The sequence below is a fragment of the Galactobacter sp. genome, from assembly GCF_022712295.1.
Taxonomy (GTDB): Bacteria; Actinomycetota; Actinomycetes; order Actinomycetales; family Micrococcaceae; genus Galactobacter.
Map to the genome: position 1 here is coordinate 1 of NZ_JALAGT010000131.1, position 17,905 is coordinate 17,905.

The following is a 17,905-nucleotide window of genomic DNA, read 5'->3' on the forward strand; positions in this document are numbered from 1 at the left end:
AATATGTCGCGAATGAATTGAATGGTCGGCCGCGGAAGCGGCTAGAATGGTTTACGCCCGCGGAGTGCTTGCGGGAGGCCTTGCAGGCCTGATCGACAACCGTGTTGCAACCACCGGTTGAGACCGCCCCGGGAAGCGCGCTGAAGTTGGGTTGCGAGTGCCCTACCCGGCGGCCTGCTTGATGGCCGCGCGGATGCGCTTGGGGGAGACCGACACCGAAGTGCCCAGCTCCTGGGCGAAGAGCGAGACCCGCTCCTCCTCCAGCATCCACTTCACCTCCCTCAGGGCGGCAGGAACGACCCCGCCGGGTGCCCGGTCCAGGGCATCGTCGTAGGCGTCCTCGAGCTCCTGGATGGTGTCTGTTCCCTGCAGGTCACGCGTGACCGCACCGGCCTCGGCCTTGTCCAGCCGTCGCTCCACCGCGGTCAGGTAGCGGGGCACATGGGCCAGGTGCTGATACCCGGTCCCGGCCACGAATCCCTTGTAGACCAGCCCGCGCAATTGAGAGCGCACGTCCTCCACGGTGTCCTTCAACGCTCCTGAGCGCATTCGGTCCAGCCGTGCCGTGATCCGCGTCCAGCCGGCCAGGATCTTTTCCACGGTGGAAGAGACCTGGAAGACCGTGTCGATCAGCTCCGCTCGCACGTGTTGGAAGAGCTTGGTGTACTCTCCCTTGGTCATGGGCAGTTTCGGCGGCACGAGCTTGTCGATCCCCGCCCAGGTGCAGTCCTTGATGAGCGAGTCCACGGTCCCGTGCGGGGACTGCGAGAACGCCAGTTTCTCCTTGTTGTTCAGGTGGTCGAGTACGTAGCGCTGGGGTGAGGGCACCATGAGCCACAGCAGCCGGATGACGCCGCGACGGTGCCCGGCCTCGCGCTCGGCCTTGTTGCGGTACACGGTCAGATCCACGTGATCACCACGATCCACGAGCCCGGGATGGGCCGTGATCTGGGCACCCTTGACCGTGGTGGTCACCTGGTCAGGCAGCGCGCCGTGCTCACCCAAGTCGTCGGGCCATTCCTTCAACCCGGTGCGCTGCCATGGGCTCGTGGCCTGTTTGCCCGCCTTCGGCTTGGCCGCGTTGGGGCTCCCAGTGCCCGACGACGCGTTCCCGGCACCCGCCCGACCGGCGCCTTTGGCGGCCTTCGATCGTCGGCCACCGCCGCCGTCGGGCATGCCCCTGCCGCCGGCGGCGGCGAGTTTGTCCGGGCTGGTGCCAAGGCTCGCGGCGATGGCCCTGCGGTTCTCACTCGCGAAACGGCTCTGGAGTGCCGCCAGGTCGCGGTCGGAACCGAGGACCTTGTTGCGCTCGCCGAGCACCTCGAAGCACGGCTTGAGGTGGTCTGGCAGCCGGGAGACGTCCCAGGAATCGGGTGGAATGACGGTCCCTTTGAGCCGCCGCAACACGAGCTCCAGTGAGGGCAGCAGGTCGTCGGTGGCCGGGTCGAAGTCCCGGTTCAGCTCGTCCACTGCGGCCCGGGCCACGTCCGGTGCCGGTACGAAGTTCTTGCGCACGGCCTTGGGAAGGGACTTGATCAGGGCCGTGACGAGGTCCACCCGCAAGCCGGGGACGCCCCACTGGAAGCGCTCGGACTCCAGCTGATTGAGGAAGAGTACGGGGACACGGACGAAGACGCCGTCGGCCCCGGCGCCGCTCGGGTCGAACTCATAGCGCAGGTCCAACAGGGTGGAACCCAGCGGCCAGGTGCGCGGATAGGCGTCCTGGTCAAGATCGTCGGCATCGGCCTGGACCAGGTTGTCCGGGTCGAAGTCCAGCATGCGGCCCTGTGTGGTCTTAGTCTTCTTCCACCAGGCATCGAAGCTGCGCTCGTCCGTGACGTCTTGGGGAATGCGTGCGTCGTAGAACTCGAAGAGGTCTTCGTCCGAGATCATCAGGTCCCGGCGGCGCAGGCGTGCTTCCAGTTCCTCGACGTCACGCAGGCGGGCCTGATTGCGCTGGAAGAACGCATGACGTGTGGACCAGTCGCCCTCCACCATGGCGTGGCGGATGAAGAGTTCCCGGGCCAGGCGGGGGTTCACGCGGGAGAGCTGGACGGCCCGGCGCTCCACGATGGCCACGCCGAAGACGGTGATCTTCTCGTACGCAAGGCACGCGCCCTGCTTGCGCGACCAGTGTGGTTCTGAGAAGGACTTCTTGGTCAGGTGAGGCGCCACCTGTTCCACCCAGTCCGGGTCGAAGGTCGCCACGGTCCGGGCCCAGAGCCTGGAGGTCTCCACGAGTTCCGCGGCCATGGCCCAGGTCGGCTTCTTCTTGAACAGCGCGGAACCGGGGAAGATGTTGAATCGGGTGCCGCGGGCGCCCGCGTAGTCGCGCTTGCGCTCGTCCCAGAGCCCGATGTGGGAGACGAGCCCGGAGAGCAGGCTGCGGTGGACGTCGTCGTGCTTGCCCACCGGATCCACGTCCCGGTTGGGGACCTTGATCCGCATGGGCTTGATGAGCTGACGAAGCTGGTTGAAGAGGTCCTGCCACTCACGCACGCGTAGGTAGTTGATGAACTCGGACTTGCACAGGCGTCGGAAGGCGGAGGAGGAGAGCTCCTGCTGTTTTTCCTGGAGATAGCGCCAGAGGTTCAGGAAGCCGGTGAAGTCGCTCTTCTCATCTACGAAGCGCTTGTGCAGCTCCTGCGCGCGCTGCCGCTTCCCCGACTCCTCGGTGGGGCGCTCCCGCGGGTCCTGCAGCGACAGTGCCGCAGCGAGCACCAGCACCTCGGTGGGGCAGTCGCGTTTGGCGGATTCCAGGATCATGCGGCCCAAGCGCACGTCCACGGGGAGCCGGGACAGGTCGCGGCCCGTCCTGGTGATGGTGCCGCGCTTGCCCTCACCCACGGCGCCGAGTTCACGCAGCAGCGTCACTCCGTCGTTCACGGCACGAGCCTCGGGTGGCTGCACGAACGGGAAGTCCACGACCTCGCTGGGATGATCCACCACGCCCATGGAGGACATCTGCAGGATGACGGAAGCCAGGTTGGTGCGCAGGATCTCGGGATCCGTGAACTCCGGGCGGGATTCGAAGTCCTCCTGCGAGTACAAGCGGATCGCGATGCCGTCCGACACACGGCCGCAACGGCCGGAGCGCTGATTGGCGCTGGCCTGAGAGATCCGCTCGATCGGCAGCCGCTGGACCTTGGTGCGGTGCGAATAGCGGGAGATGCGAGCCACGCCGGTGTCGATCACGTATTTGATGCCCGGCACCGTCAGGGAGGTCTCGGCGACGTTGGTGGCCAGGACGATGCGCCGGTGTGCGCCGGGTGTGAAGACCTTGTGCTGTTCAGCCAAGGACAGGCGCGCGAAGAGGGGGAGCACCTCTGCGCCGCGGAGCCTGACGTGCTTCTGGGTGAGTGGGCGCAGCGCCTCCGCCGCGTCACGGATCTCGCGCTCGCCGGAGAAGAAGATGAGGATGTCGCCGTCGGGTTCGTGCGCCAGCTCCACGACGGCGTCGCAGACGGCCTCCGTCATGTCCCGGTCGGTGGACTCGGAGGGCTTCTTGGACTCGAGCTCGTCGCCGGCGTCGTCGTCGTCCGGGGAGAGCGGACGGTAGCGGACCTCCACCGGGTAGGTGCGACCGGACACCTCGATGATGGGTGCAGGGTGCTCCGTGTCCGCACCGAAGTGCGCGGCGAAGCGCTCGGGGTCGATGGTGGCGGAGGTGATGATGAGCTTCAGGTCTGGGCGCTGAGGCAGCACCCGCTTCAGGTGACCCATCAGCACGTCGATGTTGAGGCTACGCTCGTGGGCCTCGTCGATGATGATCGCGGAGTACTTCGAGAGCAGCTGGTCATGCTGGATCTCGGCCAGCAGGATGCCATCCGTCATCAGCTTCACCCGGGTCCGGTCGGAGACCTCGCCGGTGAACCGGACCTGGAAACCCACCTCCTCACCGATCTTGACCTGCAGCTCCTCGGCGATGCGTTCGGCCACCGTGCGGGCGGCCAGCCGGCGAGGCTGGGTATGACCGATGACGGGCTGACGGGTGCGACCCTGTTTGTCGGTGATCGGATCGGCGAGGCCCAGTTCCAGCAGCATCTTGGGCAGCTGGGTGGTCTTACCTGAACCGGTCTCACCGGCCACGATGACAACCTGGTTCTCGCGGATGGCCTCCATGATGTCGTCCCGCCGGGCGGAAACGGGCAGGGCCTCGGGGTACGTGATGCTCATGGCCATGATGCACCCAAGTCTAGTGGGGTTCGGTCCTGCCCTCTGCGTTGACGGCCTTCAGCGAACGTTTGGCCATGTCCCTGGCGAGGAACAGCATGGGAACGCCCGCCACCACGATGATGCTCACCGCGTACCAGGCTGGCGCGTACACCGACCCGGTGAGCTGAATCAGCCAGGTCGCGACGAACGGGGACAAACCACCGAACAGGACCGTGGCGACGTTGTAGCCGATCGCCATACCCGAGAACCGACCGATCGAGGTGAATTGTTCGGGGACGGCGGAGGCGGCCACTGCGCTCCAACCGGCTGCCGGAATGGCCAGGAAGGCGACCCCCATGAGTGCCGTTGCGTTGGAGCCGCCACCGAGCAGGAGGTAGGCGGGCAGCGTGGTGGCCAACACCACCAGGCCGATCACGAGGAACAACGGTTTGCGACCGAACCGGTCCGAGGCCAACCCGATCAGTGGGGTGACCACGATGGCCACGACGGCGGCGACCGTACCCAGCCACAGCGACACTGAGCTGGTGACGTTCGCTGCCTCCTCCAGGTAGGTGGGGACGAAGGTGATGTTGAGGAAATAGGTCACAGAACCGATCGCGGAGATCAGGAAGGCCACGAGCACGGCCCGTGGATGCGATACCAGGACCGAGATGAGCGGGGAACGCCGCCTATTGGCCTTGGTGTCCTTGACCTCTTTGAATGTCTCGGTCTCATCCATGAACCGACGCAAGGGGATCATCACAGCGGCAAGGGCTGCCCCGAAGAGGAACATGACTCGCCAGCCCCACGAATCCAATTGGTCCTGAGTCAGCCAGGTCGAGAGCAGGAAACCGCCGCCGACGGCGAGCAGGGAACCGACCTCTGAGTTCGCGGCTGCCCAACTCGCGGCCAGCCCGCGACGGCCGTCCTTGGCCGACTCCATGAGGAAGACCATGATGCCGGTGTATTCGGCGCCCACGGCGAAACCGGCCAGGCAACGCAGCACGAGCACACCGACCCCACCCCAGATACCGAGTACGTCGGACCCCGGCATCACGGCGATACCGAGCAGAGCCACGGCCATCAGCCCTGCGGAGATGATGAGGGAGGCCTTGCGGCCCATCCTGTCTCCGAGGTGGCCGAACACCATGGCGCCGATGGGCCTGAACACGAACCCTGCCGCACCCACGCCCAAGGTCATGAGCAACGAGCTGCTGTCTCCTCCGAAGAAGGTGTTGGTGATGGATGCCGAGACGTAGAAGAAGATGGAGAAGTCGTACCACTCCACGATGGTGCCGAAGGCCGCAACAAGCATGGAGCGGCGTCTACGGCGGGCCGCGTTCAGGGCCGGGATCGCTGCATGGTTCACCAAGGTCGTCCTCCTCCATGGGTTGGGGTGCTCGGTAGTGCGCGGATCGTTCGACCCTACGCGACGGCGTAAGGTCGAGTCATGACTTCTCTGCTGCGCATCGATTCCTCCCTCCGCACCGACGGCTCCGTGACCCGAGCCCTGACCGGCGCCTTCGCCGATGCCTGGGAGGCGGCAGGCGGAGACGTCGTTGCTCGTGACCTGCAGTCGGCTCCGCTGCCGCACCTGCCCTACTTCGGGTTGCACTTCCCCGCCTCGGAGAACGACCCGGCTCAGTGGGATGTGGCGCGTGCGCTGCAGAACGAGGTGATCGAGCAGGTCAAGGCGGCGGACGCTCTCGTGATCGCCGCTCCGCTGATCAATTACTCGGTCCCCTCCACGCTCAAGGCCTGGATGGATTACCTCCACGTGCCCGGCGTAACTGCAGCACCCGTTCCGGAGGAGGGACCGCTGGCCGGCAAGCCTGTGGTGATCGTCTCCCCGCGCGGTGCCGCCTACGACGAACCGGGTGCGGAGACCCGGCTCGACCATGCGGTGCCGGCACTGACCGCGCTGCTGGGTGACGCCCTCGGCATGAGCGTCGAGGCCATCACCGTGGACCGCACGCTCGCGAACCTGCTGCCCGAGCTGGACCCGGCCAAGGCCGAGACGCTACTCGATGCCGCACTTGCGATGGCCACGCAGCGCGCCGCGGAGCTCTACGCCCAGCTGTCCTGATCCACTCGGCGTCGGCCCTCGCTCCGGATGAGGCCGTTCCCGGGCTACGCCGGAGAGCGCGACGCGGTTCCTGAGGATCGCTTGTTCTCTCGGAAACGTGCCACCTTGGCGCGGTTACCGCATGTCTCGGGTCTGCAGTACCGTCGCCCAGGGCCTCGTCCGTTGTCCAGGAACAGGGCGGTACAGCGCTCGCACTCCTTCAGCGATGCCAGATCCTCGGCGGTCAGCAGTGCATCTGCAGCGAAGGCGATCCTGTCCAGCAGGACATACCCGGATTCGTTGGCGCGCCACGCGTAACGGCCGTCGGACAGCTCGAGCTTGCCTCGATACTTGGCCGTACTGACGGCTTCGCGCACTACGGATTCGTGGTCGCCGTCGGCTGCCTGCTTCGCAATCAGGTTCTTCAACAGACCCCACCCGGCCTCACGCAACCGCTGAAGGTGCTCCAGCGCGGTCCGCCCCAGAAGGGCCGCTTGTGGTTCAGTGGCCTTCGCCAATCCGATCGTCCGGGCCCAGGCCACCATCATCCCGACATCTGGAACACCGTCGAGGGTGCGCGACTTGTCGGCGTCATCCGCGGTATTGACGAAGGCGAGGAAGGTCGGTGCCTTGAGCTTCACAGCGGTACCGGGTGCCGGGCACCCCATCATGGAAGACGCCCCCGAAGCACTGGTGGCGTCGCTCCTGGAACACCTTGGGCAGTCTCAAAGACCCAACTCAGCCGCCGGGGCTCAGTTCTCCTCGCGCAGCACCTCCAAGTAGCGCTCCGGCTTCCGCAGGAAGGACCGGTAGGCCCGGACGAGGTCCAAGGAGTCGTAGTCGCTCTCCCGCAGCCCCCAGTCGCCTGCCTCCAGGAGCGTGGCGCCTGGCAGTCCCGCCAGCACTGGTGAATGCGTCGAGAGGATGACCTGGGAGCCCCGATCGATCAGGTCCATGAGTGAGCGCATCAGGCACAGGCAGCCGTTCAAGGACAGCGCCGATTCCGGCTCGTCCAGGACCCATAGCCCGCGGACGAGCGCGCGGGACTCCACCAGGTCCAGGAATGACTCGCCGTGACTGCGCTCGTGGAAGACCGGCTCGGGATCGGTGCCGGGGTTGTCCTCGAGGTAGGTGTAGAAGCCGTGCATCGTTTCGGCGCGCAGGAAGAAACCGCGTTTGGAGGAGCCGATGCCGCGCACCAGCCGCAGGTGGGCGGGGAGCGCGGATTCGCTGCGACGTGAGCGGACCTGGGCTCCTATGGAGCCGCCCTCGGGATTCAAGCCGTAGGCCACGGCGATGCCCTCCACAAGGGTGGACTTGCCGACGCCGTTCTCGCCGGTGATCACCGTCGCCTGGCCGAGGTCCAGCCCGTGATCCAGGACCTGTCGCACCGGGGAGAGGCCAAGGAACCAGGCGTCCTCTGGCCCGATCTCACGGTCTGGTTCTGCCTCGACCCGGCGCAGGGGGAGTCTGACGTCCTTCACGACAGCAGCCCCCGCTCCATGGCCTCGGGACGCGTCAGCAATCCCTGTCCGGCCTCGCCGCGGGCCGCGGCCCAGGGCCCGCCCTCCTCGATCAGCGCGGACTGGTCCAGCCCACCGATCCGGGTGGGGAGCCAGCCGGTGGCCTCCACCAGGTCGAGGAAGGGCTTCAACACCTTCGGCGCGGCGTCCTCACCGTCAATGACGTAGGGAAGCACGATCTCGTCTCCCGGGACCGGCCGATTCAGCTTGTCGGCACGCACCTGAGTGAAGCAGTGCAGCTGCGCCGCTCCGGCCGGGAGGGCCTCCGCCAGTAGCGCGGCCGCGGACCCGCCAGGAACCACCATCGCGAGTTTGGGCCCCAACGCGGTCATCTCATACGGGTTGCCGACGTCCACCACGACCTTGCCGTCCAACAGATCCAGGACGGGGTTCACCACCTGAGCCAGCGCCGGACCCCACGGGACGGCGGGCACCACCACCTGGGCGGCCTTCACGGCCTCGCGGAGTGAGGCCGCTGCGGTGACCTGCCCGACGGACTGTGGCGCGCCGTCGACCACATCCTCCACCACCCAGCCCGCCTGGGTCGGGTTCCTGGCCCAGACACGTACGCGGCCGCCGCCGCGCGCCACGACCGTGGCGACGGCGGTGGCCATGGTCCCGCCGCCCAGGACGGCGACGGTTAACGGTTGGGTGATCGGGACGGTCAACTCAGGCTCCAATTCCATCTTGCGGCTGCTTTCAGGGCGAGGATGCCGACCCGCGGGTCGTCCAAGGGACGGGCGAACGTGGGTGCGGCCGGGAACGATGCCACAGTCGCGTGGCTTTCGAAAAGAACGGCCATCGCTGCACCGGTCATGGTAGAAGGGACCCTGATTCCGTCGATGTGGGCGCCCAATTCATTGTGGATGGCACGCGCCCATGCCCTGCAGGTGCTTTTCGGTGCGCTCGTGAGGGAGGCTGAGGCTCCGTGACGTAAGGCCCAGTCCGTGCCAACCAGGTCCAGGAGCTTCAACGGGTGCTGGGGCTCCCAACCGGAGAGGTACCGGAGCGCAGAGAGCTCGATGACTCGAGTGGACTGGAAATCCTCCGAGAAAGCCGTCTCCGCGTCGCCGGCACAGTAGAGGACCGCGTGCCCGCTGTGGAACCCTGCTGGCAGAGGGTGGGGATCCCACCGGCATTGTGGCACCGGCCCGTATCTGCGAAACTCGTCGAACCGCGACGGATGCTCGCCGGATACTGTGTGGATTCTCCAGAGCGGGCCGGCGTACTCGACGATGTCATTGGGCAAGATGGTGAGTGGAACCCTCGGTACCGCAGGATTCTTGGGCAACCTGCTCACAGACGACTCAATCCGTCCAGCAAGTCGAGTACCGGCGCCGGCTCGTGTCCGTTGGCCAGCCACTCGCACGGGCTCTGACCGCTCAGCTCTTCCTCGGGTTGGGCCATGAAGTGCTGTAGAGCCGGCGGCGATAGGTGCTTCGGTACTGCCCGGAGGATCTCGGCCAGATGCGGTAGTGAGGCGTATCGACCAGCATGATCAGTTCGAACGAACTGCCAAACAGGAAACAGCCGCGTCTTGCGGGGCGACTCCGCCGAGAACGGTGAATAGAGGCGACCCTCGTTGACCGAGCGGCGAACATTGGACGCCGCGCGTCCCAGTCGTTGAGCCACCTCCGCCGTGGTCCAGGAGGCTGACACGGCCTCGGAGAATGCGCGGGCTTGTAGGGCGCCGATCTCGAGGCCTGCGAGAGCCACGTTCCGAGGCTGGAGATCCGCGGCGTCCAGGCTCGAGCCCTCGATGAGGAAGTCCGTCTCCGCTTGGCTGATGGTGCTGCTCGGGGCCAAGGCGTCCACGATCCGAAGGAAGTCGCGTGAACTGATGTTCACGCCCGCGGCAGCGATGGCGCTGTCCACGTCGTCCAAGTTCGAATGCGGTTGCACGCTCATGCAGCGATGATACGCGTCGATGCGTCGTATCAACATGGATCGTTGTGAAGACGTACTGCTGAGGCGCCTGCTCAAAACGCCGCCCACCGCCGCCTAGTACTGCGGTGGTGAGCGGCGCTGAGACGCGGGGGTGCTCAGAGGTCGACGACCTCGAACTCGAGCAGGCTGGCTCCGGTGGCGACCGGCTTCTTCCCCTCGTGCCCGCCATGGGCCGCGGCGGCACGGTTCTCGGCCCAGTCCTTGAAGTCCTCCTCGGTGGCCCACTGGGTCACCACGAAGTAGCGGGTCTCACCGGCGGTGGGGCGCAGCAACTGGAAGCCCTCGAAGCCCGGGGAGGAATCCACGGCGTGCTTGCGGGCTGCGAAGCGCTTCTCCAGTTCCGGGCCCGCACCCTCGGGAATCTCGATGGCGTTGATCTTGACGACGGACACTGCTTGCCTCCTGAAGGACGATTGTTGAGGATGACCTCATGGTTGCATACCGCTGCCTCGTTGGAGGCGACCCGAATCACTTCCCGACGTTCTCAGGGATGCCCGCCGGGTTGATCTCGGACTTCTCGACCGCCTCGTCCTGAAGCCCCCAGCGCTTCAGCACCTTGGAGTACGAGCCGTCATCCAGCGCGGACTGGACCACGGTGTGGATCGGTTCGATCAGCCCGTTGCCCTTGTCCGTCCCGATGGCGATGGGTGCAGTCTCGGGCCAGCCGCCCTCCACGGTGCCGACCACCTTGAACTTGCCGTCACCGGTCTTGACCTGGAACTGGGAGGTGGGGTTGGGTCCGAGGAAGCCGTCGATGCGCCCGGATGCGATGGCCAGGGTGGAGGCGGCCATGTCGTCGTAGTAGACCAGCTCGGCGGGCTTCTTACCCGCCTTCTTGAGGGTCTTGTTCCATTCGAGCAGCACCTTCTCCTGGTTGGTCCCGGAGCTGACGGAGAGTTTCAGCCCGGAGATGTCCTCGGCCTCGGTGATGCTGTCGACGTCGGAGTCGGAGGAGACCAGGAAGCCCAACAGGTCTTGCCGGGTGGATGCGAAGTCGAAGAGCTTCTTGCGCTCGTCCGTCACCGTGACGTTGGATGCCACGATGTCGTACTTGCCCGACTGCACACCCAGCGGCCAGTCCGACCAAGAGACGTTGACGAGCTTCAGTTTCAGGCCGAGACCGTCGGCGACGAGTTGGGCCAGGTCGGCCTCCTCACCGACCACGGTCTTGTTGTCGTCCTCGGCCAGCTGCCCCAGCGGGGGAGCGGTGGCCGCCGTGGCGACGGTCAGCGTCCCGGGCTTCACCGGCTCGAAGCCGGATTCCTTCAGCTGCTTCACTGCCTCCGGGACCTCCTCCAACCGGACCCTGTCGTCCACGTTGGCGCTGCTCAGGTCGAACTCCTGGGCCGTGTCAGCCGCCTTTTGCTGCTCCGACGAGTCTCGGGAGGAGACCACCCCCACGGTGACCGAGGCGGCGACGGCCACGCCGGCCAGGACGCCGACACCGGCCACGATCTTCTGTTTTCGGGAGAGTCGCTTCTTCTGAGCGGTCGATTCTGGGGAGACAGGGGTATTGGTCATGGTGGCCTCTTTCGCGGCTGCGGTCAGGTCAGGTCTTGAGACTGAGGGGACGGGGGAAGGACGTCGGAAGCGCTCAGAGAACGCGGGAGACGAAGTCCTGGGTTCGGGGGTTCTGTGGGGAGTTCAGAATCTGCTCGGGTGTGCCGGATTCCACGATGCGGCCTGCGTCCATGAAGACGATGCGGTCGGAGACCTCGCGGGCAAAGCCGATCTCGTGGGTGACGATCACCAAGGTGGTGCCGGTGGAGGCCACGGTGCGGATGACGTCCAGCACCTCGCCCACCAATTCGGGATCAAGGGCGGAGGTGGGCTCGTCGAAGAGCAGCACCTTGGGCTGCAGGGCCAGAGCGCGGGCGATGGCCACGCGCTGCTGCTGGCCGCCGGAGAGCTGGCGGGGGTACTTCTCGGCATGGTCGGCCAGGCCAACCCTGGCAAGCAAGGTCCGGGCTCGTTCCAGTGCCTCCGATCGCTTCAGCAATTTCAGGGAGGTCGGGGCAATCGCCACGTTGTCCAACGCACTCAGGTGAGGGAAGAGGTTGAAGTGCTGGAAGACCAGCCCGACGCTGCCGCGTTGGCGGAGGACGTCGCGCTCGGGGAGTTCCACCAGGCGGTCGCCCTTACGGGTGTAGCCGATGTGTTCGCCATCCACGGTGACCTGTCCGGCCTCGACCGATTCCAGGTGGTTGATGGTGCGCAGCAGCGTGGACTTGCCTGAGCCGGAGGGGCCGATCAGCGTGACGACCTCACCCTGTGCCACCGTCAGATTGATGTCCTGAAGCACCTGCAGGTCGCCGAAGAACTTGTTGACGTGGTTGATACGGACCTCGGCCCCGCCTCGGCTGGTGGGGGTGTCTCTGGTCAGGGTGGCGGTCATCGGGTGGCCTCCTTGGAGGTCTCTACGCTCGCTGCGGGGGCGGGCGGTGTCGGCTTGGTCCTTGGCTCTTCCTCACCGAGCCAGTTCCAGGTGCGCTTGATGGCGGCGCGAGCCTTCGACAGCGGGGTGGGAGGCAGCACGCGGGAGGTTCCGCGGGAGAAGCGGCGTTCCACGTAGTACTGGACCACGGAGAGGAGCGTGGTGATGACGGCGTACCAGATGCAGGCCACCAGCAGCATCGGGATGACCTTGCCGTTGCGGTTGTAGATGACCTGAACGGTGTAGAAGATCTCCGGCAAGGCGACGATGAAGACCACGGAGGTGCCCTTCACCAGCCCGATGATCAGGTTGAACGCGTTGGGCAGGATGGCGCGGGCCGCCTGCGGGAGCACGATCCGGAAGAAGCGGGTGTGCGCAGGCAGGCCGAGAGCTGCGGAGGCCTCGAGCTGGCCGGCGTCCACGGAGAGGATGCCTGCACGGATGATCTCCGAAGCGTAAGCGGCTTCGTGAAGCGTGATGCCGATCAGTGCCGCAGCGAAGGCGGTGATGGTGGTGGTGGTCTGGAACTCCACCAGCCAGTAGTCGTGGGTGAAGGGTGTCCCCAGCCCCAAGGTGGGGTAGAGATAGCCCAGGTTGTAGAAGACCAGGATCAGCACCACGAGCGGCACGGAGCGGAAGAACCAGACGTAGAGCCAGGCCGGTCCGCGCAACAGCGGGGACGGTGAGAGCCGCAACAGGGCGATGACCGTGCCGAAGACGAAGGCCAGCACGGTGCCGAGCACCGTGAGCCACAAGGCCAGACCCAGGCCACTCATGATGGCGGGGGAGAAGAAGTTCTCCGCGAAGACATCCCACTCCCAGCGCGGGTTGCGGAACAGGGAGACCACGAATTGGAGCAGGATGAAGGCCAACACGGCTGCCACGATCCAGCGGCCCCAATGCTTGCGTTTGACGACGGTGAGCTGTGGCGCGGACCCGGGTCCGTGCCCCGGCGCGCCCTGCTGGCTCTCGTGACCGGTACGTTCCGTGCCGGTGGTGTCGAGTGAGAGGCTCATGCTCGCTCCTCGCTGGTGGTCGGGTCAGCAACGGTGGTGATGACCTTGCTGAAGGGATGTGGTCCGGGTTGGACGGGGTAGGCGTCCGGATCGAAGCCGGGGTGATAGCCGGTGGAAACGTAGAGGGCCACGGCCTCGGCCTGATTGGGACCGGTGGTGAGGAAGAGGGCCTGATAGCCCAACTCCCGCGCCGTGTCCTCGAGCCGCGCCATGATGGCCTTGGCGAGTCCACGACCGCGGGCCTCCGGGTGGGTCCAGACCCGCTTGATCTCCGCGGTGTCAGGGCTCAGACGTTTGAAGGCCCCTCCGGCCAGGAGCGCTCCGTCCTCCTCGTAGAGAACGAACGCCCCGTCGGGCGCGCGGAACGCCTTCTCCGGGTAACGGTCGATCTCTTCCTGGGCGGAACGAACTTCTCCCGGTGGCGGTGGGTACCGGGTGTCGTACTCACGCACCAGGTCCCTCAGCAGGACTGCCACCGCCGGGTCTGTCGGGTCCGCCACGCGGAAGCGTCCGGTGAGGGCCGCCGACCGTGAGGTCGTGACGGTGGTCATGCCGGCACCGCCTGCGAACCGGGGAAGCCTGCAGGCTGGGGCAGTCCGAGGTGATCGCGCAGCGTGGTGCCCCCGTAGGAATCCGGATACACGCCCAGGTCCTGCAACTCCGGGATCACGGTGTCCACGAACTCGTCCAGCCCGGTGGGGATCAGGTGAGGGACCAGGACGAATCCGTCCGAGGCCCGAGTGTTCACCGAGTGGGCGATCTGCCGAGCCACCTGCGACGCGGTGCCGAGGAAGGCCGGCTTCTGGGTGGTGGAGATGACCACCTCGCGGGCGGAGAGCCCCTCCTCAGCCGCCTTGGCGCGCCACTCATCGGCCGTGGCCTGCGGATTCGGGTAGTGCCGCACCTGACCGTTGCGGATGGTGGACTCGACGGGGTCGAAGCTGGGCAGCGGGCCATCGGGATCCAGGTCGGAGAGGTCGCGCCCCCAGACCTGTTCGAGCACCGAGATCGCCGTGCCGCCGGAGACCTGCTGGGAGGCGATGTGAGCCGCCTTCTCCGCTGCATCCTTTTCTGAGTCTCCCAGCACGAAGCTGGCGCCGGGAAGGATCAGCAGCGATTCCGGGCTGCGCCCGGCGGCGGCCAGCCGTTGGTGGACGTCGGAATAGAAGGCGCGGGCCGCGTCGTCGGCCCCATGACGAGTGAAGATCACCTCGGCGTGGGAGGCCGCGAAGTCCCGGCCCGCCGGGGAATCGCCGGCCTGCACGATCACCGGGTGGCCCTGCGGCGATGCAGGCTGGTTCGCGTCCAGCGACACGGAGAAGTGCTTCCCGTTCACGTCGACGTGTTCACCCGGAGCCGCCCAGATCCGCTTGGCGGTGTCCACGATCTCCGCGGCCCGCTCGTAGCGCTCCTCATAGGGGAGGAAACCCCCGCGGCGGAAGTTGCCGCCGTGGAACGCATCGGGGCTCGTGACCACGTTCCAGCCCGAACGCCCGCCGGAGAGCGCGTCGATCGAGGCCAGCTGCCTGGCTAACTCCACGGGCTCGTTGAAGGTGGCGCTCAGCGTGCCGACCAGGCCAACGCGCTCGGTGACCGCGGCGAGCGCGGCCAGGATCGAGAGGGTGTTGGGGCGGCCGGCGACGTCGAGTTCGAGGAGCTGGCCCTTCTGCTCGCGCAGGCGCAGTCCTTCTGCGAGGAAGACGTAGTCGAACAGTCCGCGTTCCGCGGTCTGGGCAAAGTGGCGGAAGGAATCGAAGTCGATCTGGGACCCGGAGCGGGGGTCGGACCAGACGGTCTGCGAGTTGACTCCGGGGAAGTGGGCCACGAGGTGGACGCGGCGGTTGAAGCTCTCAGACAAGGGAAGCCTCCCGGGTGGTGTAGGTGTTCGGTGCGGCCGCGAGGCCGAGCGTGGAGCGCAAGTGCGGAAGGGCTTCTTGGGGCACGTTGTCCGCGGGCGGCACCGCGCCGTCCAGGGCCGCAGCGAGGGCAACCGGGGTGTAGAGGGAGTCCTGCGGGACCAGGCGTACGCCGTCCAGGCCGGCGGCCTGCGCCCGGGTGAGGACGTCGGCCACGTCCGTGGCGTCGGTGAGCGGGGCCTCGCCCCACACCAGGAGCTGGTCCGTCTGCCAGTGGGAGCGTTCGGCGTCGCGCAGGGCAGCAATGCCCGACGGCTCGATGCCGGTCAGCACCGCGACGTCGCCTCGCGCCGCGGCCAGGGCCGCGCTCGCGGCGTCAGTCACCGAGATCACGATGGGCGGGCGCCCCTGCGGGGAGCGGGGGGTGATGGAGGCGCCCTCCACCGTGAAGCGGGAGCCCTCGAAGGCGGCGTCGTGGATGCGGGTGCGGTCCAGGAAGCGGTCGGTGGCGGTGTCGCGGATGACCGCGTCGTCCTGCCATGAGTCCCACAACCGGGAGACGGCCTCGAGGGTGTCCTCGGCGTCCTGGTACACGTTCTCTGCGGTGATCTCCTCGGGCGTCCAGCGGCCGAAGGCAGCGTGCTCCTGCGGGTCGAGTCCCGGGCGCAGGGCCAGGCCAGCGCGGCCGAGGGAGGCATGGTCGATGGTCTGCACCGCCGTTGCGGTGTGGAACGGCTCGGACACCGCCGAAACCACCTCGGGGATCAGGCCGATCCGGTGGGTCACCGGGCCCAGCGCGCTCGCCGCGATCAGCGGGTCGAGGCGGGTGGGGCCGCCGGTGAGGCGATCGGTCAGCGTGACGCTGGTGACGCCGGCCGCCTCCGCAGCGGTGACCAGGTTCAACAGGGAGTTCAGTGTGGCGGAGGTCAGCTTGGAGGTGTCGAGGCTGAGGTTCAGCGTGGTCATGCTTGCTCCTTCTGGGTCGAAGCGGCGTGGGTGGAAGCGGCCGGTGCCCGCAATGCGAACTCGGGACGGTCGGTGAGATACTCGAGGATGTCCAGCGCGGTCGCGTCCGTGGTGCGGAAGGGCAGGGCATTGGTGTTGGGTCGGGCGAAGGCCCCGGCATCGGGAGAGGACGTGGGGGCGCCAAGCGCCCACACGCCGTCGAGCCTGGTTCCGGATTCGTCGAGCACGCCGCCGACGGAGTCCACCGCGATGCGACCGCCGCTGATCCCAGCGCGGGAGGCCAGATCCGCAAGGGCCGGGTTGGCCGTCCGGGTCACGTCGTTGGCCGGCAGCCAGGCGTCCACGAGGGCGGTCGCGAAGCTCTCCTGCGCCACGGCGGGGGAGTGGGCACGGAAACGGGCCCGATCGCCGGAACCCACGACGTCCACCTGGATGTCCGGGCCGAGGAAACCGACCACGCCCGCCTCCACGAGCGCCAGCAGTTGGTGCAGGCGTTGCGGCGGCGGTCCGGAGGCCAGGTAGGAGAAGAAGCCCTGCCACAGCTGTGGCAGCCCGTGGGTACGGGTCCGTTCGCTCAAGACCCCTTCCGGGGCGTCGGCCAGGACCACGTGGATCTGCAGCAAGGCGTGGAACACGGCAAGCGTGGAAGTGCGCTCCGGGTTCAGGTGCACTTCGAGGTCGTCGCGAATATGGTCCGTGACCACCTGGTCAAGGTCAGCGCGTGAGGCCACGGCAAGGTTTTTCAAGGGACGGTCCCATTGGGACACGCTGAAGCGGTCCGCCGCGTCCGGGATCAAAGCGGCCAACTGCTGGTCCAGTTCATCCGAGGACTCCGGCAGCGTCAGGATCGCGGATCGGGCCGTGTCCCAATCGCCCAGGGTCCGTTCCGGGTGCTGCTCAAAGAGCTCGCGGTGGTGGGCCAGCGACAACTCGGTGCGGATCAAGGCGAAGAGATCCTCGTCCAGGTCCAGCACCCGGCCCTGCTGCGCGGCCGTGGCCAGCATTTCGGCGGTGATGACCTCCAGCGGGGCTGGCGCGTGCGACAACGATTGCAACGACTTGGAACGGTAGGGGACGCCGCGGCGGGAACCGAGCAACAGGTGCGGCTCGGCGCCGGAGGGCACGTAGGTGAGTCGCTGACGATCAAGCGGCAGATGGGCGTCCTGGTCGATGGCCTCGAAGCGGCCGCCTCGCCCCAGTGTGAGCATCAGGATCAGGTCGATGGCTGCCAGTCCGATTCCTCGGACCAGGACATCCTGGCCGGGGGACAGATCGGCATGGTCATCGTCGGCAGTGTAGGCGGGGCCGTGGTAGGTCAGGCCCTCACGGGCTGCGGTAGCGGCCAGATGCTCCGACTGGGCGGAGGAGGCGCCGTCGGTGTGGCCCACCAGATTCACCACGATGTCCGCCTCGATCTCACGGCCGGAGGCGGTGTGCACCACATGCGTCCCGTCCCCCTGCTCCACGCGGGTCACGGAGTCGGTCACGAAGCTGACGTCCACGCTGCTCGGTGCCTCCGCCAGGATCTTCCGCAGTGCCCACGTGAGGTAGAGGCTGTTCAGCCTGCGGCTGGGGAAGTCCCACGTGCGCAGCCGCTCGATCTCGGCCTGCGTGTGCGCGTCCGGTGTCCACGGCGGCGTGATGCTGCCGTTGCGGACTCCCTCGACCCACTGGTCCAGCGCTGGTCCTCCCTGGCTCGGGGCGGTGAGGGTGCACGAGTGATCGTTGAAGATGCTCACGTCTGCAGCGGTGGAGTTCAGCGACAGGTGCGTGGACTGGCCATCGCGCCAGATCCGCCCGGGGCCGGCGGCGTATGGATCCACCACCGTGATGGCGAGAGGCGTTTGCCGCTGGCGGGCATGGGCGGACAGGCGTTCCAACAACATGATGGACCGTGGGCCTGCCCCGACCATGACGATGCGGCTGCAATTCGTGGAGGGCAT

Annotated in this window: 16 protein-coding genes; 1 reads left to right on the plus strand and 15 read right to left on the minus strand. The window is 67.0% G+C overall.

The features are described 5' to 3' along the window. Positions 1 to 162 precede the first annotated feature (162 nt). Together hrpA and Q0A15_RS09765 are read right to left on the minus strand one after the other, a co-directional pair. A complete protein-coding gene (hrpA, locus tag Q0A15_RS09760; RefSeq protein WP_291279340.1) occupies positions 163 to 4,182 on the minus strand; it encodes an ATP-dependent RNA helicase HrpA in 4,020 nt (1,339 codons plus the stop codon). A gap of 13 nt (positions 4,183 to 4,195) precedes the next feature. Continuing rightward, positions 4,196 to 5,524 carry an MFS transporter gene (locus Q0A15_RS09765; protein WP_291279388.1) on the minus strand — a complete coding sequence of 443 codons (1,329 nt, stop codon included), beginning with the start codon at positions 5,522 to 5,524 and terminating at the stop codon, positions 4,196 to 4,198. Positions 5,525 to 5,605: 81 nt separating this feature from the next. Between Q0A15_RS09765 and Q0A15_RS09770 the strand changes: the two genes are divergently transcribed. Continuing rightward, positions 5,606 to 6,241 (plus strand): NAD(P)H-dependent oxidoreductase, encoded by a 636-nt coding sequence (locus Q0A15_RS09770; protein WP_291279341.1) that lies wholly within the window; start codon positions 5,606 to 5,608, stop codon positions 6,239 to 6,241. Positions 6,242 to 6,285: 44 nt separating this feature from the next. Here the strand turns inward: Q0A15_RS09770 and Q0A15_RS09775 are convergent, their stop codons facing one another. The 13 genes from Q0A15_RS09775 to Q0A15_RS09830 form a co-directional block, all read right to left on the minus strand. Next, positions 6,286 to 6,891, minus strand: a complete 606-nt coding sequence (locus tag Q0A15_RS09775; RefSeq protein WP_291279342.1) for a CGNR zinc finger domain-containing protein — start codon at positions 6,889 to 6,891, stop codon at positions 6,286 to 6,288. A gap of 81 nt (positions 6,892 to 6,972) precedes the next feature. Beyond that, the gene (locus Q0A15_RS09780; protein WP_291279343.1) at positions 6,973 to 7,704 is read right to left on the minus strand and encodes an AAA family ATPase; all 732 of its coding nucleotides are present in this window, start codon (positions 7,702 to 7,704) and stop codon (positions 6,973 to 6,975) included. Beyond that, complete coding sequence (locus Q0A15_RS09785; RefSeq protein WP_291279344.1) at positions 7,701 to 8,411, minus strand: NAD(P)-binding domain-containing protein; 711 nt, start codon at positions 8,409 to 8,411, stop codon at positions 7,701 to 7,703. Before Q0A15_RS09785 ends, Q0A15_RS09780 begins: the two co-directional genes overlap by 4 nt. After that, positions 8,408 to 9,112 carry an RES family NAD+ phosphorylase gene (locus Q0A15_RS15045; RefSeq protein ID WP_367273383.1) on the minus strand — a complete coding sequence of 235 codons (705 nt, stop codon included), beginning with the start codon at positions 9,110 to 9,112 and terminating at the stop codon, positions 8,408 to 8,410. Before Q0A15_RS15045 ends, Q0A15_RS09785 begins: the two co-directional genes overlap by 4 nt. Then, complete coding sequence (locus Q0A15_RS09790; RefSeq protein ID WP_291279345.1) at positions 9,040 to 9,651, minus strand: hypothetical protein; 612 nt, start codon at positions 9,649 to 9,651, stop codon at positions 9,040 to 9,042. The genes Q0A15_RS15045 and Q0A15_RS09790 overlap by 73 nt, the downstream gene beginning before the upstream one ends. Before the next feature lie 134 nt (positions 9,652 to 9,785). Then, a complete protein-coding gene (locus tag Q0A15_RS09795) occupies positions 9,786 to 10,082 on the minus strand; it encodes an antibiotic biosynthesis monooxygenase (protein WP_291279346.1) in 297 nt (98 codons plus the stop codon). A 76-nt stretch (positions 10,083 to 10,158) separates the two neighbouring features. Further along, a complete protein-coding gene (locus tag Q0A15_RS09800) occupies positions 10,159 to 11,211 on the minus strand; it encodes an ABC transporter substrate-binding protein (protein ID WP_291279347.1) in 1,053 nt (350 codons plus the stop codon). 73 nt (positions 11,212 to 11,284) lie between these two features. After that, the gene (locus Q0A15_RS09805) at positions 11,285 to 12,085 is read right to left on the minus strand and encodes an amino acid ABC transporter ATP-binding protein (RefSeq protein WP_291279348.1); all 801 of its coding nucleotides are present in this window, start codon (positions 12,083 to 12,085) and stop codon (positions 11,285 to 11,287) included. Further along, complete coding sequence (locus Q0A15_RS09810) at positions 12,082 to 13,140, minus strand: amino acid ABC transporter permease (RefSeq protein WP_291279349.1); 1,059 nt, start codon at positions 13,138 to 13,140, stop codon at positions 12,082 to 12,084. The genes Q0A15_RS09805 and Q0A15_RS09810 overlap by 4 nt, the downstream gene beginning before the upstream one ends. Next, positions 13,137 to 13,691 carry a GNAT family N-acetyltransferase gene (locus Q0A15_RS09815; protein WP_291279350.1) on the minus strand — a complete coding sequence of 185 codons (555 nt, stop codon included), beginning with the start codon at positions 13,689 to 13,691 and terminating at the stop codon, positions 13,137 to 13,139. Before Q0A15_RS09815 ends, Q0A15_RS09810 begins: the two co-directional genes overlap by 4 nt. Then, entirely contained in the window at positions 13,688 to 14,998 is a 1,311-nt protein-coding gene (locus Q0A15_RS09820) for an LLM class flavin-dependent oxidoreductase (RefSeq protein WP_291279351.1), read from the minus strand. The genes Q0A15_RS09815 and Q0A15_RS09820 overlap by 4 nt, the downstream gene beginning before the upstream one ends. Further along, positions 14,991 to 15,962 carry an LLM class flavin-dependent oxidoreductase gene (locus Q0A15_RS09825; protein WP_291279352.1) on the minus strand — a complete coding sequence of 324 codons (972 nt, stop codon included), beginning with the start codon at positions 15,960 to 15,962 and terminating at the stop codon, positions 14,991 to 14,993. Before Q0A15_RS09825 ends, Q0A15_RS09820 begins: the two co-directional genes overlap by 8 nt. Beyond that, a complete protein-coding gene (locus Q0A15_RS09830; protein WP_291279353.1) occupies positions 15,959 to 17,905 on the minus strand; it encodes an FAD/NAD(P)-binding protein in 1,947 nt (648 codons plus the stop codon). The genes Q0A15_RS09825 and Q0A15_RS09830 overlap by 4 nt, the downstream gene beginning before the upstream one ends.

Bases quoted from the DNA above. Each gene is read 5' to 3' on its own strand.
- hrpA (WP_291279340.1), bottom strand. From the start codon at position 4,182: ATGGCCATGAGCATCACGTACCCCGAGGCCCTGCCCGTTTCCGCCCGG.
- Q0A15_RS09770 (WP_291279341.1), top strand. From the start codon at position 5,606: ATGACTTCTCTGCTGCGCATCGATTCCTCCCTCCGCACCGACGGCTCC.
- Q0A15_RS09775 (WP_291279342.1), bottom strand. From the start codon at position 6,891: ATGATGGGGTGCCCGGCACCCGGTACCGCTGTGAAGCTCAAGGCACCG.
- Q0A15_RS09790 (WP_291279345.1), bottom strand. From the start codon at position 9,651: ATGAGCGTGCAACCGCATTCGAACTTGGACGACGTGGACAGCGCCATC.
- Q0A15_RS09800 (WP_291279347.1), bottom strand. From the start codon at position 11,211: ATGACCAATACCCCTGTCTCCCCAGAATCGACCGCTCAGAAGAAGCGA.
- Q0A15_RS09805 (WP_291279348.1), bottom strand. From the start codon at position 12,085: ATGACCGCCACCCTGACCAGAGACACCCCCACCAGCCGAGGCGGGGCC.
- Q0A15_RS09810 (WP_291279349.1), bottom strand. From the start codon at position 13,140: ATGAGCCTCTCACTCGACACCACCGGCACGGAACGTACCGGTCACGAG.
- Q0A15_RS09815 (WP_291279350.1), bottom strand. From the start codon at position 13,691: ATGACCACCGTCACGACCTCACGGTCGGCGGCCCTCACCGGACGCTTC.
- Q0A15_RS09825 (WP_291279352.1), bottom strand. From the start codon at position 15,962: ATGACCACGCTGAACCTCAGCCTCGACACCTCCAAGCTGACCTCCGCC.
- Q0A15_RS09830 (WP_291279353.1), bottom strand. From the start codon at position 17,905: ATGCCCTCCACGAATTGCAGCCGCATCGTCATGGTCGGGGCAGGCCCA.